This is a genomic window from Chitinophagales bacterium (genome assembly GCA_019694975.1).
Lineage (GTDB): Bacteria > Bacteroidota > Bacteroidia > Chitinophagales > UBA10324 > JACCZZ01.
Map to the genome: position 1 here is coordinate 251,810 of JAIBAY010000005.1, position 23,329 is coordinate 275,138.

At 44.0% G+C, this 23,329-nt stretch carries 20 protein-coding genes; 12 read left to right on the forward strand and 8 right to left on the reverse strand.

The window, feature by feature from the left end; all coding sequences use genetic code 11:
- Window positions 1-34: 34 nt before the first annotated feature.
- Genes ltaE through K1X61_11450 form a run of 3 tightly spaced genes read left to right on the forward strand, consistent with a single transcriptional unit; the run spans window position 35 to window position 3,310 of the window.
- Window positions 35-1,051, forward strand: coding sequence for a low-specificity L-threonine aldolase (ltaE, locus tag K1X61_11440; GenBank protein MBX7109251.1), 1,017 nt, complete (start codon window positions 35-37; stop codon window positions 1,049-1,051).
- Between the two features lie 40 nt (window positions 1,052-1,091).
- Window positions 1,092-1,814, forward strand: a complete 723-nt coding sequence (locus K1X61_11445) for a DUF547 domain-containing protein (GenBank protein MBX7109252.1) — start codon at window positions 1,092-1,094, stop codon at window positions 1,812-1,814.
- A 14-nt stretch (window positions 1,815-1,828) separates the two neighbouring features.
- Window positions 1,829-3,310 carry a hypothetical protein gene (locus K1X61_11450; GenBank protein ID MBX7109253.1) on the forward strand — a complete coding sequence of 494 codons (1,482 nt, stop codon included), beginning with the start codon at window positions 1,829-1,831 and terminating at the stop codon, window positions 3,308-3,310.
- A gap of 39 nt (window positions 3,311-3,349) precedes the next feature.
- On the opposite strand, the gene K1X61_11455 is transcribed toward K1X61_11450, so the two are convergent.
- A complete protein-coding gene (locus K1X61_11455) occupies window positions 3,350-4,267 on the reverse strand; it encodes a DMT family transporter (protein ID MBX7109254.1) in 918 nt (305 codons plus the stop codon).
- Between the two features lie 113 nt (window positions 4,268-4,380).
- The gene (locus tag K1X61_11460; protein ID MBX7109255.1) at window positions 4,381-5,841 is read right to left on the reverse strand and encodes an OmpA family protein; all 1,461 of its coding nucleotides are present in this window, start codon (window positions 5,839-5,841) and stop codon (window positions 4,381-4,383) included.
- Window positions 5,842-6,037: 196 nt separating this feature from the next.
- On the opposite strand from K1X61_11460, the gene K1X61_11465 reads away from it, so the two are divergent.
- Window positions 6,038-6,520 (forward strand): glutathione peroxidase, encoded by a 483-nt coding sequence (locus tag K1X61_11465; protein ID MBX7109256.1) that lies wholly within the window; start codon window positions 6,038-6,040, stop codon window positions 6,518-6,520.
- 91 nt (window positions 6,521-6,611) lie between these two features.
- Here the strand turns inward: K1X61_11465 and K1X61_11470 are convergent, their stop codons facing one another.
- Both K1X61_11470 and K1X61_11475 read right to left on the reverse strand, forming a co-directional pair.
- Complete coding sequence (locus K1X61_11470) at window positions 6,612-6,932, reverse strand: heavy metal-binding domain-containing protein (GenBank protein ID MBX7109257.1); 321 nt, start codon at window positions 6,930-6,932, stop codon at window positions 6,612-6,614.
- A gap of 83 nt (window positions 6,933-7,015) precedes the next feature.
- Window positions 7,016-8,839: a M2 family metallopeptidase gene (locus K1X61_11475; protein MBX7109258.1), complete on the reverse strand. Its 1,824-nt coding sequence runs from the start codon at window positions 8,837-8,839 to the stop codon at window positions 7,016-7,018.
- Window positions 8,840-9,237: 398 nt separating this feature from the next.
- On the opposite strand from K1X61_11475, the gene K1X61_11480 reads away from it, so the two are divergent.
- On the forward strand, window positions 9,238-10,941 hold the full coding sequence (locus K1X61_11480; GenBank protein ID MBX7109259.1) for a hypothetical protein: 1,704 nt from the start codon (window positions 9,238-9,240) through the stop codon (window positions 10,939-10,941).
- 60 nt (window positions 10,942-11,001) lie between these two features.
- Here K1X61_11480 and K1X61_11485 read toward each other — a convergent pair whose 3' ends face one another.
- The gene (locus K1X61_11485) at window positions 11,002-11,601 is read right to left on the reverse strand and encodes a Maf family nucleotide pyrophosphatase (GenBank protein MBX7109260.1); all 600 of its coding nucleotides are present in this window, start codon (window positions 11,599-11,601) and stop codon (window positions 11,002-11,004) included.
- A gap of 134 nt (window positions 11,602-11,735) precedes the next feature.
- On the opposite strand from K1X61_11485, the gene K1X61_11490 reads away from it, so the two are divergent.
- A complete protein-coding gene (locus tag K1X61_11490) occupies window positions 11,736-12,566 on the forward strand; it encodes a 1,4-dihydroxy-6-naphthoate synthase (GenBank protein MBX7109261.1) in 831 nt (276 codons plus the stop codon).
- A 200-nt stretch (window positions 12,567-12,766) separates the two neighbouring features.
- Complete coding sequence (locus K1X61_11495; protein MBX7109262.1) at window positions 12,767-13,516, forward strand: glycosyltransferase family 2 protein; 750 nt, start codon at window positions 12,767-12,769, stop codon at window positions 13,514-13,516.
- 11 nt (window positions 13,517-13,527) lie between these two features.
- Here the strand turns inward: K1X61_11495 and K1X61_11500 are convergent, their stop codons facing one another.
- The gene (locus K1X61_11500; GenBank protein ID MBX7109263.1) at window positions 13,528-14,955 is read right to left on the reverse strand and encodes an LptF/LptG family permease; all 1,428 of its coding nucleotides are present in this window, start codon (window positions 14,953-14,955) and stop codon (window positions 13,528-13,530) included.
- A gap of 15 nt (window positions 14,956-14,970) precedes the next feature.
- On the opposite strand from K1X61_11500, the gene K1X61_11505 reads away from it, so the two are divergent.
- Complete coding sequence (locus tag K1X61_11505; protein ID MBX7109264.1) at window positions 14,971-15,594, forward strand: hypothetical protein; 624 nt, start codon at window positions 14,971-14,973, stop codon at window positions 15,592-15,594.
- A 26-nt stretch (window positions 15,595-15,620) separates the two neighbouring features.
- Here K1X61_11505 and K1X61_11510 read toward each other — a convergent pair whose 3' ends face one another.
- Window positions 15,621-16,016: an ATPase gene (locus K1X61_11510; GenBank protein MBX7109265.1), complete on the reverse strand. Its 396-nt coding sequence runs from the start codon at window positions 16,014-16,016 to the stop codon at window positions 15,621-15,623.
- 337 nt (window positions 16,017-16,353) lie between these two features.
- Between K1X61_11510 and K1X61_11515 the strand changes: the two genes are divergently transcribed.
- The 3 genes from K1X61_11515 (at window position 16,354) to K1X61_11525 (ending at window position 20,735) form a co-directional block, all read left to right on the forward strand.
- A complete protein-coding gene (locus tag K1X61_11515; protein ID MBX7109266.1) occupies window positions 16,354-17,223 on the forward strand; it encodes an RNA polymerase sigma factor RpoD/SigA in 870 nt (289 codons plus the stop codon).
- A gap of 133 nt (window positions 17,224-17,356) precedes the next feature.
- Window positions 17,357-18,688, forward strand: a complete 1,332-nt coding sequence (gene ffh / locus K1X61_11520; GenBank protein ID MBX7109267.1) for a signal recognition particle protein — start codon at window positions 17,357-17,359, stop codon at window positions 18,686-18,688.
- 286 nt (window positions 18,689-18,974) lie between these two features.
- Entirely contained in the window at window positions 18,975-20,735 is a 1,761-nt protein-coding gene (locus tag K1X61_11525) for an ABC transporter ATP-binding protein/permease (GenBank protein ID MBX7109268.1), read from the forward strand.
- A 267-nt stretch (window positions 20,736-21,002) separates the two neighbouring features.
- On the opposite strand, the gene K1X61_11530 is transcribed toward K1X61_11525, so the two are convergent.
- A complete protein-coding gene (locus K1X61_11530) occupies window positions 21,003-21,605 on the reverse strand; it encodes a hypothetical protein (protein MBX7109269.1) in 603 nt (200 codons plus the stop codon).
- A 267-nt stretch (window positions 21,606-21,872) separates the two neighbouring features.
- Here K1X61_11530 and K1X61_11535 point away from each other — a divergent pair, with 267 nt between their 5' ends.
- On the forward strand, window positions 21,873-23,324 hold the full coding sequence (locus K1X61_11535; protein MBX7109270.1) for a T9SS type A sorting domain-containing protein: 1,452 nt from the start codon (window positions 21,873-21,875) through the stop codon (window positions 23,322-23,324).
- Window positions 23,325-23,329: the final 5 nt, after the last annotated feature.

Below are 23,329 nucleotides of genomic sequence, written 5' to 3' on the forward strand. Positions count from 1 at the left end.
TCATGGTTCTAAAAGTTTTTTAACCCTACGATAGATGATTGACCTCAGAAGTGATACTGTAACCCGGCCAACCAAAACCATGCTAGATGCCATGATGAACGCACCGGTCGGCGATGATGTATTTGGTGATGACCCAACCATCAATGCACTGGAAGCCAAAGCGGCTGCATTATTCGGCATGGAAGCAGCCTTGTTTTGTCCATCCGGCACCATGACCAATCAAATCGCAGTTAAAACACATACGCAGCCCGGTGATGAAGTGATCATCGAACGTTCCAATCATGTTTACTTTTACGAAGCCGGCGGCATTGCCTTTCATTCAGGTTGTTCCGTCAGGCTGATCAATGGCAACAGGGGCAGAATTACGCCGTTCGATATCACTGACAATATCAACCCTGTAAATGACCATCATGCTGTCACCCGCCTGGTGAGTATTGAAAATACTGCCAATCGCGGTGGTGGAAGCTACTATACTTTGCAGGAAATGACTGCCCTCAGCAATGCTGCCCATGAATCAGGTATTAAAATCCATCTGGATGGTGCGCGGATATTCAATGCGCTCGTCGAGTTGAATGTGTCACCTGTTGAAGTAGGAAAACACTTCGACTCTATCTCCTGCTGCCTGTCCAAAGGTTTAGGTTGCCCGGTTGGGTCACTGCTGTTATCTGATAAGGAGTTTATCAGGCGGGCAAGAAAATATCGTAAAGTGTTTGGTGGCGGTATGCGGCAGGCAGGTATTCTCGCCGCCGCGGGTATCTATGCCCTTGATCATCACATCCACCGCCTGAAAGATGATCATCGAAGGGCACAGGCAATTGGGAAAGTTTTAGCAGACGCACATTACATCGACTGGCTTCTGCCGGTTGACACCAATATCATCATCTTCCGTTTGCGCGATGAGTTTGATGCGGCAGGATTTGTACAGCAGCTCAAAGCACATGAAATACTGGCTGTCCCTATCGGGAAAAACCAGGTACGCATGGTTACACACCTTGATGTGGATGATGAAATGCTGCAAAGAGTGATTAATGTGTTAACAACAATGTACTGATCAGCAGCAGCACGCACCCACTGCATCAAGCCGGTATCTTATGACTGCCACCTTACTCTCGCAAGAGCTGCTCTTAGCAGTGAGATCAGATAAGCCTGTGGAACCGCTGCTGTCGGCACTCGGTAATTTATCCGGCAATGCATTAATAAATGACTTAACAGGTATCAATGAGCGAAAGTCATTCTGGTTGAATATCTACAATTCCTTTCTTCAGATTAAATTGCAGCATGCGCAGCCGGCACTGAACCGCTTTGTTAAGAGGATCCGCTTCTTCAGCAAAAAAAATATTCTCATCGCCGGTCAGCACCTTTCATTGAATGACATTGAACATGGTATCCTGAGAAATTCATCAATCTGGTGGAGCATGGGTCATCTGAGAAAAATCAATCCTTCGAGTTTCGAAAAGCTGCAGCGCGTACATTTGGATTACAGGATTCATTTTGCCTTAAACTGCGGCGCTTCAAGTTGTCCTCCTATCACCTTTTATCAGCCTCACCGGCTGGACACACAATTAAATGAGGCGATGTATGCGTTTCTTGAAAGCGACATTGTTTTCAACCATGATCATTCGCAGGCAATGGTTTCTGCAATTTTCAAATGGTACAAAGCTGATTTTGGCGGAACTGCCGGAATAGTGAGGCTCATCAGTAATCATTTTCAACTCAAAAATCCACATAAACTCCGCATCACATATAAACCTTATGACTGGCATATAAGGCCGAAATATTTCGCACCTTTCATTACGACCAACACGGTTCATTAACACGAAACAAAAACATGATTCCCAAAAAAAACGGCAGCAAGGGCATTGTATTACTATTCCTGCTGATCGTGCTTATGGCGCATATGCCATTTCTCACCGCCGATCCCGACATTCATCTTTCCGGTAGTCGTGACGCATTTACCGATGAAGGATTAAACACGAGCCAACTTCGAAATTACATTAACCATGGCTACCTCGATTTTTGGGAAAGTGACAACCTGGTTAAAACCCCGCTTTTCAATTTATTGCTTTTCCTTCCACTTCAGCTTTTCGGCACCAAAATTATCATCGCACGTCTCACCATCCTGTTGCTTATTTTTTCGATATTGCTGCTTCTATCTACTCATCTATATTTCCGGCAATTGGTTCCGTTTCTATGCCTGACTACGCTGATTCAATATCATGTGTTTCAATATTCGCATTACAGCCTGAGTGAAATGCTTTCGGTATCGCTTATTGCGGCAGGCTTGATCTACCTGATTCATTTTATCAGCAATAGCATGCAAAACCATTTGACCCTGTTCATTGCAACCCTGTTACTTGCTTTGGCTTTCTTTGTTAAAATCCAGTTTATATATATCATTCCGCTTATTCCTGCCACCGTGATACTTTGCCGGATCATTTTCGGCCAAAAGACAATTGCCCCATTCTTCGGCTACGGTCCGGTATTTTTTTCTATCCTTCTCATTGTTGCCTTTCTTTCATTTTACCTGTTATCCTGGTACTTTCCGCACCGGGAGATATTCAACTATGTCCTGCAGGAAGAAGCAGCCGGTAAATATACCAGTCTGGAAAACAGCATTCGAACAGTTGCTTTCAATACGGTTTGTGTGCTTTTCAGTTCAGCCACTTGGATGATCAACAGTTTGTTTATCTGTTGCTTTTTAACAGGTTGCCTGCTATGGAAAATCGGCGCAGGTTTTCAATTTAAAGTTGCTTTTGCGGTTAGTACTTGCTGGTTGATATGGGAACTTCATAAACTGACAATGATTTATTTACCATCGAGGTACCTGGTTAGCTACTACTTCTCCGGTGGCCTGCTGTCAAGTATTGTTCTCGCTGAATTAATGTACAACCTGTTATACAAAACTGCATGGAAGATTTCAGGCATCCTCTTGCTTTTTGCTTTTATTTTGGTAAATGGTTTTGATTATGCTGCCATGTATGCCAGCCGCGCATTCAAAACAAAAGAGATCAACGTATACTTTGCACACACATTAGCCGACAAGAAAGATGCGTTGGTGCTTGGGCCATGGGCACCGGCCTTTACCTGGGACAGCAAGGTTATTTCCAGGCCCGTTTGGTATCATTTTATGAATGATGAGCATGTGCTGCAGCAGCATCCTGCCGCCATTTTATCCGAACCTGATGAAGAAGAATCGAACCAGGCATATCAGCAGCATGATTTGCGCCTTGATGAACATGCTGATTCTGTGAAACATTTTACAATTGGCCGATGGGAAGTTATTACTTACTGGATCACAGCGCAGCGATAAATAACCTCGCCTGAACCAGGAATTGTATTTAGATGCTGTTCAAAGCAGTTCAGCACTTGCAAGGTCTTCCGTTGCCGGTTTACGGCTTTTACGAAGCTGTCGAAATTTCAGGAACATATATACCACCACAGAACTGAGGATGATCAACGTTCCGGCATAAAACCCGGGATGCAGTTCATTTTGTTCATGGTAAAAGATAAATGCAAGGGTAATTCCATATAAGGGTTCCATGTTAATGGAAAGATTGGCCGTGAAAGCAGAGATATTTCTCAGTGCCTTCATCGAAAGGTTGAAGGGAATTACCGTACAGACCACGGTAAATATCGTAAGCAATATCCATTCGCCGGGAGCCGGCAGATATTTTTCGGTGGGAAAAAACCAGAGATAGAGCGGCATCAATAAGGTGAGGTACAAAAATCCGCTGCACAATTCATAAGTTGTTACTGTTTCGGAATTGTAAACAGACATCAGCATTTTATTGCGGATAGTGAAATACGATCCGAGAAAGGCGGAGATCAGGCCAAGCAGGACGCCTGTTCTGTACTGAACATTGAATTCAAAAATCAGGAACATGCCTGTTGCGGCGAAAAGCGCAAGCCCCAGTTCAAACCATTGAAATCTGCGGCCCGTAAGCAGCGGTTCCAGGATCGAGGAAAAGACGGCAATCATGGCAAGGCAGCTCATCCCAACCGAAATATTGGAATATTTGATAGAGCCGTAAAAAAACAGCCAATGAACCGCAACGAGGCATCCCACGTAGCTGATGCGTAGCGCCTCCTTAAAAGGCAGTCTTTTCACTTTGCCGGTGAATAATGCAATGGCAAGCCAGCAGGCGGATGTTAACAGCAATCGGTACCAAACCAGCACACCTTCCGTAAGGTCAATGGCCCTGGCAAAAATGCCGGTGAATCCCCATAACAGGATGGCAGTATGAAGGTAGAGATACGACTTACGCATAAGGCCACAAATGTATCAAATCAATCAGCAGGAATCTGCTTTGACAGGTTCTCAAAAAAAGAACCGCCCTGCTCAATCAGCAGGGCGGTTCTTACATTTAACTGTCAGGCCTTTTATTGCTTTACATTTATTTCTATCAACTTAATTTCTACACGGCGATTTTCGGTACGTCCTGCTGCAGTCTTGTTATCAGCAATCGGGCGAATTTGTCCGTAACCTTCCGAATCAAGGCGTTCAGCTCCTACTCCTTTCGAAATGAAGTAATTCTTCACAGAGGCAGCACGGCTCTTGGAGAGTGCGAGGTTCTTCGCTTCTTTACCAACATTATCAGTATGGCCTTCAATGCTCCACCGTGTGTTCGGGTATTTCAGCATCAGCGAAGCAATGTTATCCAGTGTGCCGTAAGATCCGGTTTGAATCTTATCACTACCTGTTACAAACTGAATTGATTTTGCACTGACATTGATTGATTGAATTTCCTCAGCTTTTGGTACAGGGCAACCGCCATTTGATTGTGGTCCTGCGTCCTGCGGGCAGCGGTCATCATCATCAGCGATACCATCGCCGTCACGGTCAGGACAACCTTTCAGGGCTACAGTACCTGCCCTGGTAGGGCACTTATCATCCTTATCAGAAACTTTATCCCCATCTGTATCAGGGCAACCTTTCATGTCAACAAGCCCTTTCTGATCAGGACACAGATCATCGATATCTGCAACGTTATCAGCATCACGGTCAGGGCAGCCATTGAGTGCTTTTGAACCAGCGGCACTCGGGCAACGGTCGTCTTTATCAGCGATGCCATCAGCATCAGCATCAGGGCAACCATTCAATGCAACAGGACCTGCAACATCCGGGCAGGCATCTGTCTTATCAGCCACTGCATCATTGTCGCGGTCAGGGCAACCCATTGTGGATGCAGGACCAGGCTCGTCAACGCATGCATCTTCATCATCTTCTATGCCGTCCTTGTCAGTATCATTTTTGCCAAAACGCACTACTATACCTGCTGAATGGTTAAGATAATTTTGCTTTCCGGCAACAGTTTCATCACCACCGGGAACCAACCGATAGGCAGACTGAACAAATAATCCGAAGTCTTTCCAAAACCAGAAATTGAATCCGAGGCCACCGCCTACATTCGGACGAACCTGATCCTGTGACAAATAGTTTATGCCCACACCGGCAAAAACATAAGGTGCCACAACAGCATTTTCCTTGATGATGTAACCATTGTCAAATTTGTAACGCAAATCGGCATCCAGGTCAAGAAATCCCCTGGCACCAATCTCTTCACCACCGTTAATAGTGGTAATCCTTGAACCACCTGCCTGCAAGTCAACTGCCAGCGATGGATTCAGTGTACGCGCCAGTGAAAGTTTGCTGATGGCTGGCAGAACGTTCCAATATTCCGTCTTCGCAATCTGATCAAAGTTGTATGGGGCATTGAAGTCGATGACGTTCAACCCCGCGCCAATCAACCAGGGGCGCTTCGTACTTTGTGCACTTAACTGCGATGCAAACAGAAAATTTGTCAGCACAACAGCAAAAAAGAGTTTGCTAAAATGTCTCATGGGATGCCTTTTAGTTAAAAATATTGGCGCTAATTAACGAAAATCTTTTCATTGGTTATAGTAACTGCCATAGAATTGTAAACATCCATCCGTGCATTTCTCTGATTTCTTGGTCAGTTACATGTTGAATAATTCAATCACTTAAACGTAATGCCATGAAGCGGAACAATTCCACCTTTACATTGTTATGCTGCCGATGAGTTTTCATGATCTGCATTTCAGAAATCTGGAGGGTATTGAAATCCCCTTTACAACATACAAGGGTAAAGTATGCCTGGTAGTGAACATCGCTTCGCATTGCGGTTATACTCCACAGCTGCACGACCTCGAAACATTGTATCTTTTTTACCGGAAGAAAGGATTTGAAATACTGGCTTTCCCTACCAACGATTTTGGACAGCAGGAGCCGTTGGATAATTCGGGCATCGGTGAATTCTGCAGCGATCATTTTCTGACTTCATTTCAGATTTTTGAGAAGTCACATGTAAAAGGCAAGGATGCGAATCCCGTGTACCGGTTCCTGTCACAAAAAAAACTGAATGGAAAATTTTCAATCAGTCCGCTATGGAATTTTCAAAAATATCTCATTGACAAAGAAGGGAATCTCCTCGATTTTTTCCTGCCCTTCACAAAGCCAACTGCAAACCGGTTAATCAGGAAGATTGAGCGGAACCTGTAGGGTTGACTTGTATAATGCAAACACTATTTTTACTCACTTTTTTTTTGAGACAATTGCAATCAGGATTAAAGGATAATAGCTGCCATGCTTATCATGCATAGCGCACAGCTGTTCCGCTGGCAATCACCATCAGCATGCTGCCATTAGAGCCCACTGTTTCAAAGTCGAGGTCAATGCCAATCACTGCATTAGCTCCCATGCTTTGCGCCTTTTGAGATAGTTCAGCCATCGCTGATTCTTTGGCCTCTTCCAATACTTTCTCATAGGTGCCGGAACGGCCGCCAAAGAAATCAGTGAGTCCACCCATAATGTCTTTAAAGAAATTGGCACCTATAATTGTCTGCGCCGATATCACTCCAAGATAATCGGTGATGGTTTTTCCTTCAATGTGCGGCGTCGTAGTGCAAATCATTGTCTTTCGTGTTATTAATTTCGGTGGATGAAAAAATTGGATCAGGTGTTTGATTGTTCATTGATTGTATCAACTTATACAATCTACATCGGTACTGTCTCAGGCAATGTATATTTCCTTCCGGCATTTGCCCGTTTAAGATAATCCATCAGTGGTGCAAAGTAGTCGACCATTGGTCCGGCACTCATATCAGCATGAATACTCGACTTCAGATGTTCGCGCCAGTCAACACTGGCGCCCGGCGACATCACCTTTTTTAAGAAGTCACCTACTCCCTTATTACCCCAATAATTGGTCGCATGCGGATCCTGATGAAGAATGCTGTCTGCTATAAAATCGTGAAACTGAAACAACAGTACATTGGCAATGGAATAATCATAATAGCCTGCGGGGTCATCATTGATATGCGTTTTGGTGGCCGCATCGCAATAGTTTTCTCCCCGTTCAGCGGGAGGAACAATTCCCTGGTACTTCTTCACCAGTTCCCACCAGGTCTTGTTATATTGATCTTCCGGAAGGTTCTTCGCATATAAGTTATATTCAAATTCCGTCATTACTCCACTGCCCCATGGTATATGCACCACATAATTCAAAGCCTCACTCAGCAATTTCAATGTGTCATTGGTTTGCAGCCCGGGCTTAATCATGCCCAACCCTTCCAGAAATGGTTTTTGCAGGGAGGCAAGGCCCATCATGGTGCCAAATGCTTCATGATAACCCCTGTTGGCGCCACTGCGAAGAATATAGGGAACATCAGGATTTGAATAAGACTGGTAGTAGTAAATATGACCTAGTTCATGCAGCACAGTGCTCCACCACCTGGTATTGGTTTCAACACTCATTAGCGATCGCACATCAGTATCAAGGTCCATATGCCAGGCAGAAGCGTGGTTGTTTTTACTATATCCCGCGTCAGCGGCCACAGGGTACAAACTTGAATTCGCCCAAAATGATGGAGGCAACGGCCCGAAGCCAAGACTCTGATAAAACTTTTCACCCTGCTTTACAATCCATTCAGGATCGTGTGATTTGAGCACAGAATCAATATCCAGTCCCTTCACCGTTACCATAGATGACCAGTCCTGTCCCCAGCGATTGGGCATCCATTGTGCCGGCAGGTAATCGGGAACCGGTTGATGGTATTTTGCAGCAAGCTCATAACGTGCCCATGTATGCAATTCCCTGTACAAGGGCCAGACATCAGCTATCATGCCATGCGTCAGCTGCATCATTTCATCCGTACTCATTCCATACTCCGATGCCATATAGTTAAAGAAATCACTGTAGCCAAGTGGTGTCACACTTTGATTTCTGAGGTCACGAAGGTTGGCGAGGCCATCTTTCAGTGTACTGCCCACTTCTTTGCTTGCCGTCCACGCATGCAGCCGGTCTTGCATATTATCTGAATTCTGTAATATTTCATCAAGCGCATTTACCGTGGTGGGTTTACCATTTAGCGTATAGTGAAAGCCGTATAACTTCTCTGTTTGTGCATTAGTTGCTTCAATGCGCTTCTTTACAACATCACCGGCTGTTTCAGGGTTATTGCCTGCGTTGAATAAAATGGTTTGCAACTGCCGAACCTGTATCGGCGTAAGCTGGTCTTTCAATGCCAGGTATTTTCTTGCTGAATCAATATTCGCTTTACTACCGGTAAATTTCGCCATGGCTTCATCTGCCAGGGCAGCATTATGAGAAGCCATTGTATCCCCTTCCACAATATGCGTATTCAGCATCCATTGGCCAGCAGCAGAAGCAGCATACAGCTTTTGATATTCAAGATTGTATTGCCTGAGGTACGATTCAAGTGCCGCGGAGGTGTTTTCTTTCTTTTGTGAATTACAGGACATCAGCCCGGTAAGCATGGTTAAAAAAATTACGGTCAGCTTTGATTTCTTAAAATGCATTTTGATCATTTTTTGATGAAGTAGCGCAAATATAAGACATTCACGCTGTCTCCAAAACGGTTGATGCTGATGCTTTCCGGCAAGACAACATCATTTGATAAGGGTAAAATGAACCATAGAAAATAATGCTGCTTTCATCCTTAATTTGTTCCAAACGGATGAACATTTTCTGCCTACCGGTTAATCGCGCAGTTGATTTATCAGGATGAAATTATCATGATTCATTCATTATGATTCCGGTGTTACCATGCATTACGCTGAGCAAAGCAAATCCGCTGGAAAAAATTACTCTTGCCTGTATCCCGTCTTTGGTTGTCACTTGTAATCAACAATTTTATCTGCTATTGAATTAGTGTGCTCCTGTATTTTCAATTGCATCTTTATAAATTGCCGTCGTTTTGCGCATTGCCAATTTTATGAAGGAGCCCAGGAAACAATCACTGAAAGAAAAAAATAAGGTTATACCTGCGGTATTGGGAACGTTCAGGATTCCTTATCCTTTTCTCCTGCTCTCGCTCACAGTCGTCATGCTTTACGGCAGATCGGTAAACTTTGACTTTACCGAATTAGATGATTCTATATTTATCAAAGAACAGCAGGCTTACAACGAAGACCTTTCCAATCTCATTACCAGTTTTAAACGAGGTGTGTTTAATCCGACGGAAGATGTCTATTACCGTCCGTTGCTATTGAACTCCTTTGTGCTCAATTACCAGGTAAATGGTACGCATATCAAGGGGTACCATGTAGTGAATATAATCCTGCACCTGTTAGCTGTATTACTGCTGTTTGTATTGCTGAAAAAACTGCAAATGAAGGAATGGGAGGCTTTTGCACTCACATTACTTTTTGCCGTACATCCTGTGCTTTCTCAGGCAGTAGCCTGGATACCGGGAAGAAATGACACATTGCTCGCTGTATTTGTTTTTGGCTTCTTTATTGTTTCCATAAACTACCATGTTGCAGGCAAGCCTGTTACATTATTCCTGCAATTCATATTGCTGCTGCTTGCCTTTTTCACCAAGGAAACAGCAGTATTTGCACCACCGGTTGCTTTGCTGTTGCTTATTTTTTACCTGCATACTAACTGGCTCCACAAAAGGAACATCATCTTATACGGCACCTGGATACTTGCCTTCCTGATATGGTTCTATACGAGGTCGCAGGCCACCTTGAAAAATGAGCAGTTACAATTGGCAGCAGTATTTGCCGCTTTGCCTTCAAGGTTGCCGGTTGTGCTACAATACTTTGGTAAGATTATTCTGCCCGTGAATCTCAGCGTTTTCCCAATAAGCAAGGATACCGCTAACCTGTATGGATTCATCTCGTTGGCGTTGATGTCGGCAGGTATTTATTTCGCCAGCGAAAAAAATATTAGACTGTTACTTACCGGGGCCGCTGTATTTCTGCTGTTCCTGGTGCCGGTATTGCTTGTGCCGGGCACCTTGAATGATCAGGATTTCGAACACAGGCTGTATCTGCCTATTGTTGGAGTCTTGTTACTCCTCAGTCAGACGGTCTTCCTCAGAAATAAGCTGTCGGAAAAAAACAGAGCGCTGGCAGTCATCTTCGTATGTCTTGTGCTGGCCATTGTCAACTTTAATCATCAAAAAAAATTCAGTGATCCCATTACATTCTGGACAGAAGCTGTACGCACTTCACCACATTCCGCTTATGCCAACATGATGCTCGGTGCCAGGCTAAATGATACAGATCCTGTTAAAGCGCATACGCTGATCAACACTGCTTATGCCTTGAACCCGGAAGAAAAATACCTGAATTTCTACATGGGAAAAATGAAACTTGACCAGGATTCCATTGCTACTGCTGAAAAGTATTTTTTGAAGGAAACTGAAAAATCCGGGTACTATGAATGCTATTTCCATCTGGCGCGCATCGCATTCGTCAAAAATGATTTTAACCAGGCGATTGACTATCTGAAAATATTCCTCGACAAGAGTCCTGCTGATCCGCAGGGAAATAACAACCTCCTGCTGCTTTACATGCAGACACAGCAAACCGATGCCGCAAAGGCTCAACTGAAAAAGATGCAACAACTGGGTTTGGAAATACCCCAGGAAGCAATGCAGCTTCTTAAATAGCATGATACTTTTTAACTGAACCAAATCTGCTGATAACGGCACTCGTGATACGTTGTGTTATCACCGGTCCTGCTTTTCAAATTCATGAACCCATCCGAATTTCCGTAACTCTTCCACGAGCCGGCTGACAGGAAGTCCCATCACATTATAAAAGCAGCCGGAAACTTTTTCGATGCCTGCCAGCCCGATCCAATCCTGAACTCCATAAGCGCCAGCTTTGTCGAAAGGCTTGAATCTTTTTACATAGTGTTCAATCATTTCGGTGGTCAGGTGTTTGAAATAAACCCTGGTGAGTTCTGAAAAAGTGGTGATCCGTTCTCGGGTGGCTAACGTAACACCCGTAATCACTTCATGCATATTGCCGGAAAGCATTTGCAGCATTTCAATAGCTTCGCCTTCATCAGCCGGTTTCCCGAAAATCCTGTTTTGAAAAAGCACTACGGTATCTGCAGTAATCAGCAACTGATCAAACTGAAGATGTGGCAGCACCGACTTTGCTTTCTTCTCCGCCAGGAAAGATGGCACCATCCTTAACGGTAATTCAGCAGGATATTCCTCTTCCACTTCCGCTACAAACAGCGTAAACTCAATCCCGAGATTCCAGAGCAGTTCATGCCGGCGGGGCGACTGTGAGGCAAGCACAATTCTTTTCGGTGTCATAGACGGTTGTCCGTTTCTATCAAAAATAGCCGAATTATTTTCCCATCCTTTCAGGAGCGCAGTTCCCGCTGCTTGTTATTACCTTTCAATATCCCAAATCGGCAGTCCAGCTTGAAACACTGTAACTTTGAACAATGAATCTCAGCATCGGCCTTTCTCCCTGCCCAAATGATACATTTATTTTCTATGCACTGCTTCATGGAAAAATTGAAACCGGCGGAATCACTTTCTTACCGGTGCTTGCTGAAGTGGAAATACTGAACAGGAAGGCACTGGCAGCCGAGCTGGATGTTTCCAAAATCAGCTTTGCTGTTTATCCATTCATTCAGGATCAATATGCATTGCTTACTGCAGGCAGCGCATTGGGCAATAACTGTGGCCCGTTGCTGATCAGCCGAAAATCGATACATGAAGGAGATATGGCGACGCATACAGTAGCCGTTCCCGGAAAATACACCACTGCCAATTTCCTTTTTGAAACCTTTTTTCCGAAGCATGGCATCAAATCAGAAATGGTCTTCAGCGAAATTGAAAATGCTTTGCTGCAAGGAAATATCGATACAGGCGTCATCATTCACGAGAACCGTTTCACCTATGAAAAAAGGGGACTGCGAAAAATTGTGGATTTAGGCGAACGCTGGGAACAAGCAACCGGCCATCCTATTCCGCTGGGAGGAATCGCCATTAAACGTTCGCATGAGCCCGGTATCGGTGCATTCATCGGTCAGCTAATCAGGCAGAGCGTACAGTATGCATTTGCTCATCCTGAGGAGGCAATTAGCTTTGTGCGTGAGCATGCCCAGGAAATGGATGAGGCAGTAATGTGGCAGCATATCAGATTATATGTGAATGACTACTCTGTTTCTTTGGGTGAAAAAGGCAGCGCCGCAATTGAAAAATTTTTTGACTACGCTATTCACCAAAAAATAATCGGTGAAATAAGAAGGCCATTATTCATTGAGTAAGCGATTGCAAAATAAGGTTGGGATTCACCGGTCAAATTTTGTATTTCTTTACACGATTCATTTATTGCTTAAGCAGGAAATATATTTCTTGCGAATAAGCAAATGCCCGCTAAGCAGTTGTCCTGACGCCTGTCGTTTTGTTTCATTACATCATTGCTTGTTTCCTGCTTTCACGAATAGAATTATTTTTGTCATTCAAGATGCTGAACGGAAAAAAAATTGTGGTCGTGTTGCCGGCATTCAATGCTGCGCAGACACTGGAGGCAACCTACCGGGAAATTCCTCATGACCTGGTGGATGAGACGGTGCTGGTTGATGATGCCAGCCGCGATGATACGGTGAAGGTGGCAACCGGCCTTGGAATCCGCCACATCGTAGTGCATGAAAAAAATAAAGGATATGGAGGCAACCAGAAAACCTGTTATGATAAGGCACTTGCGCTGAATGCCGACATCGTGATCATGCTGCATCCGGACTATCAGTACACACCGAAGCTGATACCGGCGATGGCTTCTATCATCGCCAATGATATTTATCCGGTAGTACTGGGTTCTCGCATTTTAGGAAAAGGCGCACAAACCGGCGGAATGCCGATCTATAAATATTATTTCAACCGAGTGCTCACTTTTATGCAGAACCTGCTGATCAATCAAAAATTATCGGAGTATCATACCGGTTATCGCGCTTTTTCACGGCCCGTCCTGCAAGCAATTAATTACCACGCCAACTCCGACGATTTCGTTTTCGATAACCAGATGCTGTCGCAGATTTTTATGGCGGGTTTTGAAATCGCTGAAGTCACCTGCCCGACTAAGTATTTTGAAGCGGCATCATCCATTAATTTCAGGAGGAGTGTAGTCTATGGCCTTGGAGTGCTTTCTGTCAGCTGCCGTCATTTCCTGCATAAAAAAGGAATCGTCAGGTCAGCGATATATCAGCCGGCAAAATAATGCTGACTGCTTCAGTGAGGCTGCGTTTTTTTCACAAAGGGCAAGCGTAGCACAAGCTGTTTGACAATTCCGATGTAAGCATCCACATTGAATAAAACAGAATCGATAGATGCCTTGTAAACCAGGAACACCGCAATCGGCAGCAACAACATAGTCGAGAACCACATACCCTGCAATGGTGTAAGCACTCCTTCTTTGGCAAACTTCTCTCCCATTATCGAAAGTGTATAAAAGATAACAAAAAAGAAAACCGAAACCACAAACGGAAGCCCGAAGCCTCCCTTTTTAATGATAGCTCCCAGCGGTGCACCAATGAGAAACAAGATGAAACAGGCGAACGAAAGTGAAAATTTGCGCTGCCGCTCAATCTCAAACTTACGCAGCACCTCCTGCTTAAACTTAATATTCTTGGCGGATATGGAAAGGTATCCCTTGATATTCCTGGATGATGCCAGCGCCCTGTTATACATGGCAAATGAATCAACTGCTACCAGCGTTTGAGCAGTGTCGGGTTGAATTTTTATAGTGTCAAAATTGGTGCGCTCAAATGAAAAGTAGGTCGCACAAAAAGCCTTCGCTTCAAGATATGTTTTATTCAGTCCAATCTGCAGCGTGTCAATTGATTTTTTCAGCTGACCGAGATTTTGCATCTGGTAATTGTCTTTAAAAAGGTTTTCATCCGTCCGGTTCAGCGAAAATTCCGACAAGTCGAACACCTTTTTCCATTCCCTGAATGCGATCCGCAGTTGTTCGTATTCCTTTGATTTTTTACCGGATGGAGGAGCCAGTTCCTGGTATTGCTTTCCATTAAACAACTGCAAAACCAGGAATCGCTTATCATCCGTCATAAACATTTTTCCATCTTCCGCGGTAATCACATAGTCATTTCCCTTGCCGCTGGTATGATCGTAAATCAGGATATGATGGATCGTTTGGTTATCAGCATCCTTATCACCAACCCTTATACTGTAGCCATCAATATCGTTGTAAAAAATTCCCTGGCGGATATTGACGGCAGGCCGTTGTTGACGGATGTCATAGAGTAATGCGCCGAATTTCAGGTTAGCCACCGGCAAAATGTAGTTGGAAAAAAGAAATGCCGCACATGCTATCAGCAATGCAACAATCATCAACGGAGATATGATGCGCAGAAGCGAGATGCCGGAAGATTTAAGGGAAGTGAGCTCATAATGTTCGCCCAATGTTCCTATTGTCATTATAGATGAGAGTAGTACGGCTAACGGCAAGGCAAGTGGTACCATGCTGGCGGATGCGTAAAAAAGCAACCTTCCGATCTCGTATGCCGGCAGACCTTTGCCAACAAGGTCATCAACATACTTCCATAAGAACTGCATCACCAGCACAAAGAGCGTGATGAAAAAGATCGCTACGAAGGGTCCTGCAAAGGACTTGAGTAAAAGCCGGTCTATTTTTTTCAATTATCTTTCGTCGATATGGCGGAAAAAGCAAAGATAATCCTTTCAAAAGACGAGATTGAAGCAGTATCAGACCGTTCATTTTTCGAAACGAAAATCCGTATCACGCAAAAGATATATCATGCATTTGCTAACTGCGTATCCAGTGCCAATGAGCAAGCGGTTTTTGAAGGCATAGATTTTCCCACCGGAACCGATAGTACAACCGGGAAAATATCAAAGGGTGAAAATCATCTTGGCCTTCCATATATACTGCTTGACTTTCCAAGGTATTTTAAAGGAAATGAATCGCTCGCCATCAGGACCATGTTTTGGTGGGGAAAGTTTATCAGCTGCGCCCTGTTTGTAGCCGGCAAGCCAGACAATCGCTTGCAGCATGCATTGCTGCGGCATCATGATGAACTTTCCAAAAAGAGAACATGGATCTGTGTGCATGATTCACCCTGGCTGCACCATTTCGGGAAAGACAACTACCGGATGATGCGTCATTTTTCCGGCAAAGAGTTGACCTCAATTATGCATGCTGCGGGATTTATCAAAGTGGCAAGGAAAATTCCGGTGTCGGGAATTAACCAAATGGAAGGGTTTATACTGGAAAGTTTTTTGCTATATGCAAGGTTGCTGCGGCATACAGCACCATGAGATAAGCGATACGCGACCCTATCAGCCTATAATCCGCCAAGGCGTTTTTTCAACTCATGTACCTGGCTGTCCCATAGCCTGGTCAGGTCTTTCATTTCTTTCGGGTTACCAAAGTCTGTGATCAGCAGTACTGTATCGCCGGTTATTTCCGTAGTTTGAATCTTAAACTCAAAATACTCATCCTTCGGTGATCCTTCCCAACGGAATCGTATGCGTTCATTTTCCGCCTTTTCAATGCGCCTGGCTTTTTGTGGATAACCATCCCATGAAAAAGTAAAAGTCTCCTGCAGTGAATCCACCTTTTCGGCAAACCACTGTGCAAGACCTGATGGAGTTGATAAAAAATCGTAGAGAATACCCGGCGACGATTTTATAACATACTCTAATACATACTTTTTATTTTTTGAAGCAACTGATTTCATCCTTGCGATACCGTGATCTTTAATGATTCTGTTATTAGCCCGGCTTGTTGACCTTTGTTCCTCCATTCGCCTCTGTCACTATAGTTACCCAACTTTGATTCAGGCCGGAGTATTTTAAATGGGGAGCGTTTAAAAGTAGAAATTCCAAGTAAATAAAAAAAAATATTTGGTGAAAAATGCGAAATCATCAATATTGAAACTGTGCACGACAGACGAGTCATGCCGGATCAATGGTAAGAAATCATCCTATAAATGCCGGAAATGTTTGAGCATACCTGTAGCTGCAAGCTATTTTATAGTATCTTTGCTCGTTTTTCGTAAAACCCCCACTCCATCTATGCGTCAGCTAAAAATTACAAAATCCATTACCAACAGGGAGTCTCAGTCACTGGAAAAATATCTGCAGGAGATTGGAAAAGTTGATCTCCTCACTCCGGAAGAGGAAGTGGACCTGGCAAAAAAAATCAAACAAGGCGATCAGAATGCATTGGAACGACTCACTAAAGCAAACCTTCGCTTTGTGGTATCCGTAGCCAAGCAATACCAGAACCAGGGTCTCTCCTTAAGTGATCTGATCAATGAAGGTAACCTCGGCCTGATTAAAGCGGCGCAACGTTTTGATGAAACACGCGGTTTTAAATTTATCTCTTATGCCGTTTGGTGGATCCGGCAATCGATCCTGCAGGCACTGGCTGAACAAAGCCGTATCGTTCGTCTGCCATTGAATAAGGTTGGATCACTGAATAAAATCAATAAAGCATTCTCGGCGCTGGAGCAGGAATTTGAAAGAGAACCTTCTGCTGATGAGCTGGCAACGGTACTGGAAATAAACACGGAAGAAGTGGAAACCACACTGGGCATTGCAGCACGTCATGTTTCTGTGGATGCACCATTTGTGGAAGGAGAAGATAATTCACTGCTTGATGTACTGGAAAATCCCAACTCACCGCAAACAGACGAAGCACTCGAATACCGTGAATCCCTGCGGCGGGAGATTGAACGTTCGTTGTCCACTTTAACGGAACGCCAAAAGGATGTGATTAAGTTATACTTCGGCATCGGCGTGGAACATCCTATGTCGCTCGAGGATATCGGAGAAAAATTCGCACTTACCCGCGAACGCGTCCGCCAGATAAAAGACAAAGCCATCAATAAGCTCCGGTCAACCTCCAGGAGTAAACTGTTAAAAAGCTATCTCGGGCAATAACTTTTACACTGCCTACTTGCATTATCAAAACCCTGTTTCATCAAACGGTGAACAGGGTTTTGACATTAATGAGGGAATTCAGAACTTTGGCCCTCCGGTATAGATTTATACTCAATCTTTAATTCCATTTGTCATGTTTGAAAGCCTAAGCGAAAGATTAGAAGGCGCATTAAAAAATTTAAAAGGCCAGGGAAGAATTACCGACCTCAATATTGCCGCAACGGTAAAAGAAATCCGACGCGCACTTGTTGACGCCGATGTCAACTACAAGATCGCAAAAGATTTTACTGACAGGGTAAAAGAAAAAGCGCTTGGTGAAAAAGTACTGACAGCAGTTTCTCCCGGACAGTTGATGGTAAAGATTGTGCAGGATGAATTAACGGCGCTGATGGGTGGCGGCAAGTCCGACATTAATCTTAAAGGCAACCCTGTCGTGATATTGCTTTCCGGGTTGCAGGGTTCCGGTAAAACAACTTTCGCTGCCAAACTTGCCAGTTACCTCAAGACAAAAAGAAACCGGCAACCCATACTGATTGCCTGTGACGTTTACAGGCCTGCTGCCGTAGAACAATTGAAAATTCTGGGTGAACAGGTGGGCGTTACGGTTTATGCGGAAGAAGGCAATACCAATCCGGTTCAAATCGCCGAAAATGGCATCCGCCAGGCAAAGCTGAAGGAATTTGATACGGTGATTGTAGATACTGCCGGCCGGCTGGCTGTGGATGAAGAGATGATGAATGAAATCGCAAAACTGAAGAAATCATTGCAGCCGCAGGAAGTGTTATTTGTGGTGGATGCCATGACCGGGCAGGATGCGGTGAATACTTCCAAAGCGTTTAATGAACGACTTGATTTTGATGGTGTGGTGCTCACAAAACTGGATGGTGATACAAGAGGCGGTGCTGCACTTTCGATAAAATATGAAGTACAAAAGCCCATCAAGTTTGTTTCCACCGGTGAGAAAACAGATCAGGTTGATCTCTTCTATCCTGAACGGATGGCACAACGTATCCTGGGCATGGGCGATATCGTTTCGCTGGTAGAAAAAGCACAGGAACAGTTTGATGAAAAAGAAGCGGAACGCCTTCAGAAAAAGATCAGGAAAAACCAATTCGACTTCAATGATTTTCTCCAACAGCTTGCCCAGATTAAAAAAATGGGAAACATCAAAGACCTGATGGGCATGATACCCGGCATGGGCAAAGCGTTAAAAGACATCGATATTGACAATAACTCCTTTAAGAAGATTGAAGCGCTCATCCTTTCCATGACACAGGAAGAACGCGAAAACCCGGAATTGTTAAATGGTTCCCGTAGAAAGCGCATTGCGGAAGGAAGTGGTAATTCCATTCAGGAACTGAACCAGTTTGTGAAACAGTTTGATGAAATGAAAAAGATGATGAAGACCTTCAATAAGATGGGATCCATGAAACGCCCCATGAGCGGACTGCCTTCTCGACGATAGCCATATTATACCGTCATTGTGTGATGATATCCGGCGAAACAAGCATGGTTTCAACAGACAGATTTTTCCATAGGCAGATGGAACGCTTATTTAAATTTTGCGTTATTCTTCCATTCAGTTTTATTTTGTAATCATAAATAAAACTTCGCAGAATTTCACACTTAATTAGCAATAAGCGCGAACTAACCAACTCTATACTTCAGATTTACATGGCAAATCCTGCTTTCAGATTGCTTGCCGTTTGCCCTGAGAATTGCATCATCGATTAAACGATTGCTTATCCGATATGAAAGTACTACTCACCTATCTCCAAAAGTATTGGAAACTCTTAATCCTGGCCTTAGTCCTTGCAGCCATCAACCAGGTATTCAGCATGCTCGATCCGTTTATCCTGGGCAAGATGATTGACCATTACGGGAATAATTTCAATAACCTTTCCGAAAATGAATTTTTTCATGGCGTGCTGATGGGGTTGCTGGCACTTATCAGTGTTGCCATGGTTTCCCGTATAGCAAAAAATTTCCAGGATTATTTTATCAATGTAATAATTCAGAAAACCGGCGCCGATATTTATACGGATGGAATCCGTCACTCGCTTCAATTGCCATATGAGGTATTCGAAGATCAGCGAAGCGGGGAATCTCTGGGAAAATTGCAAAAGGTGAGAACGGATATGGAAAAGCTGGTGAGTGCCATGGTCAACATTCTCTTTACTTCCTTAGTGGGTATTATCTGGGTGGTAATTTATTCCGTACAGGTTTATTGGGTTATTGCCCCCATATACTTTTCAGCCATACCGATTATCGGTATTATCAGTTCCGTCCTGAGCAGGAATATCAAGAAGATGCAAAAACTGATTGTTGCTGAAACAACGGCGCTGGCCGGTGCCACCACCGAGTCATTGCGCAATATTGAACTGGTGAAGAGCCTGGGACTTGCGCAGCAGGAGATTGACCACCTGAACAGTACCACCGCCAAAATCCTGAAGCTGGAACTGAAAAAAGTCCGCTATGTGAGAAGCCTTGGATTTATACAAGGTACGTGTGTAAACCTGTTGCGGGTTACGATACTCGGAGTGATGATGTACCTGATCTTCACCCAAAAAATAACGGTCGGGCAGTTCACCACATTATTCATCTATTCTTTTTTCATTTTTGGCCCGCTACAGGAATTAGGCAACATCATTAATATCTACCGTGAGGCAGAAGTATCGATGGCCAATTTCAACAATATCATGTCCATGCCTGCGGAACATACCCCGCTCCATCCGTTATCAATTGGCAAGGTCAATGAATTTGAATTCAAAAATGTTTCATTCAGGCATCAGAGTTCGAAACTGTTTGCCATCAAAGATATTTCCTTTGATGTGGGATTAGGTGAAACAATTGCCTTTGTAGGGCCAAGTGGCTCCGGCAAAACAACACTTATTAAGTTGCTGGTTGGTTTATATCAGCCGGCAGCCGGTGAAATTCTGTATAACAGGATAAATGGAAAAGAAATCAATCTGAATGAACTGAGGGAACAGATTGGTTTTGTAACACAGGACACCCAGTTATTCTCCGGCAGCATCAGGGAAAACCTCTTGTTTGTAAATCCGGCGGCATCCGATGAAGAAATAATGGATGCATTGCAAAAAGCCTCCTGCCAGGGCTTGCTTGCACGTGCCGATAAGGGACTTGAAACCGTGATTGGTGAAGGTGGTGTGAAGGTTTCGGGAGGTGAAAAACAGCGGTTATCCATTGCCCGTGCTTTGCTGAGAAGGCCTTCCCTGATGGTTTTTGATGAAGCCACATCAGCACTGGATTCACTCACGGAAGAAGAAATAACTGATACTATACGGATGGTTTCTAAAAATCAACAGCATATCACCATCATGATTGCGCATCGCTTATCCACCATCATGCATGCCGACAGAATCTATGTGCTGGAGCAGGGCCAGATTATTGAAGAGGGCCATCACTCCGAACTGCTGGCAGAGAAAGGATTGTACTATGCTATGTGGCGTCAGCAAATCGGGGAAAGAAAACCAACGCAGGTAGCAGTTTAAGAATGATCTTTCAGTTGAAAAATACGCGCCCGGACGAATATGCGCCATGAATATCGCTCTTTTATGGGGTGCCGGATATAGGCATACTACCGGCCGTATAATGTCCTGGCGTTAATCACTTTCCTTCGTGCAGCAATAGAAGAAAGAGTTTGATAATTACTTTACAAAAGATAATACAGGATATGGCCAACAAATCGGCTAACGTATTCAAAAAAAAATCTCCCGGAATTTTCCGGGAGATTTAGCATTATGTCATTCCTATATAAATTATTTGGGATTCGCAGGAGCCCGTTCTCCTTTCTGTTCTGATTTTCCTGACTCACCTGCTCCGTATTTAGTCCGCAGCTGTTCATAATTCTTTTTCAGCTGCTCCTGTTGTTCCCTCAGTGAATTTTTGGCGCGCTCCTTTTGCTCCGGCGTCATGGAATCTTTATTCTTCATAAAATTATCCATCGAAGTTTTTGCTTCATTCATCTGTGATTGCAAAGCGGCAATATCGCTCTTCATCTGAGGGTCATTGGTTGAAGCAGCTTTTTTATCGAGTTTAGCATAGGTTTCATTATACCTTTTCATATGCTCATCGTAGGTCTTTTTCATATCGTCATCAGACATGTTTGCACCTCCTTCCTGTTGAGCGGCTCTTTTCTCCTTTTGTTCTGCAGTGGGCTCTTTCGCATCAGTGCTTTGCTGCTCGCTCATTTGCTGCTTTTGTTCTGCTGAAGGTTCTTTAGCAGCTTTTTGTTCTTTACGTTGCTGTTTCTGTTCAGTAGTAGGTTGTTGCTGGGCAAAAGTCAGTTGCGCAAACAAGACAAATAACAGGCTGAAAGCAGCCGTTGCGATGTAATTAAGATTTGATCCTGAATTTTTCATGTTATTGTTTTTTTGAAGCCGCGAAGGTAGCATAAAACGTACCAATTCAGAAATAATGGTGGAGTAAAATGCTGTTAATTTACTGTAACCGATTCCTGCAAAAGCAAAGAAGATAATTTATAAGTTTTCTCTTCCTCTTATTACGGTCAACCATAAAATTTCCTTTCAAAAAAAATCAGGCAGGGTGTAGCATTATTTGAATATTACGCTATATTTGAAGCTCCTTTCACAAATTCAATTTTTCACTTAAACCAAAACAAATAACACATGAAAAGATTTTCCTTTCTAATCGTGCTTGTGACATTGATCGGAATCAATGCCTTCGCACAAACCACGCAACCCGTGCGTACAGCCCAAATCAAAGCCAACCTGGGAAAAGCAAAACCATCCATGATGGGTTCTTCTTTACGTACCCAGGATTGTGACACCTTTGCAAACCTTTGCTTTGATGATACGCTTGCCCTCTGGTCCACTGCCGGTGGTTGGGTAGCAGGTCAGAATGAATATGGCGATATTTCCAAAGCGGATATTTTCTATCTGCCTGGAACAACCATCAAAGGTTGCCTTATTTATTTCGGATTTGCCAAAGCCGCTAATACGGTTGACAAATTCAACGTTCGTGTTTGGGACAACGACGGAACATTTGCCGATGGTTCACCCGGTGGACCTGGTACAATTCTCGGTACCAAGCTGGTTAAGTACAGCGACGTAGTTACTGACGTTACTAACGGCGATCTGACTTATGTACAGTTCAGCCCTGAAATTACCATGCCGGCAGATAGTCTTTTCTATTGCGGTATTAACTTCGGTTACAAAAAGAATGATACCATTGCAATGGTTACTACTTTAGACAGGACCGGTTCCTGCGCAGGTATTATCACGGCTGTTGAAGAGTGGGATCCAAATTACTATGGAGGTGGATGGTACACTTACGCTACCTGGGGATTCACAGGTATCAGTAACATCATCCTTCCTATTACCTGCAAGCCTATCTGTTCTCTTGATATTACACCCGGTACCCCGGAAGTTTGCGCTAAGAAATCGAAAGAAATCACCGCATCCGGCGCTACTACCTACACCTGGGCACCTGCTACAGGCCTGAATGTTACAACCGGTGCTGTTGTTTCTGCGAGCCCGACCACGACCACTACCTACACCGTTACCGGTGACGGTGGCGATTGCACAGCAACAGTAACATTAACTGTTAAAGAAGCTCCTACTTCCAAATTCAGCATTGGCGCATGCTCAGGAGGTTCTGTACCGCTTACATTCACGGGAACTATCGCTCCTATGGGTGGTACGCCGCTGTACAAATGGTTCAGAAATGGTGTTAAGATTGGTGGTGCAACAAACTCCACTTACAATGCTACCATTTCCGGCCTTTACAAGGTTAGGGTAACTATCGATGAAACCAATTGCAAAGACGTTTCTTCTGAAAAGTCTGTTACGATCTCTTGCAAAACTGGTGCAGCTGATATCTTCGCTGCTGAAGCCTATCCAAACCCATTCAGCAATTCACTGGTGATCAATGTGGCTTCCGGTTCAAATGAAGCTGCTACCGTTCGCCTGGTTGACTTAAGTGGAAGAACCTTACATGAGTACCTTAACGTAGATGCATCTGCTCCCTTCGAGATCAATGAAACTCTCGCTCCCGGTGTATACTTCGTAAGAGTAAGTCAGGGTACTAATGAAAAAATGATTAAGGTGGTAAAAGAATAATTCTT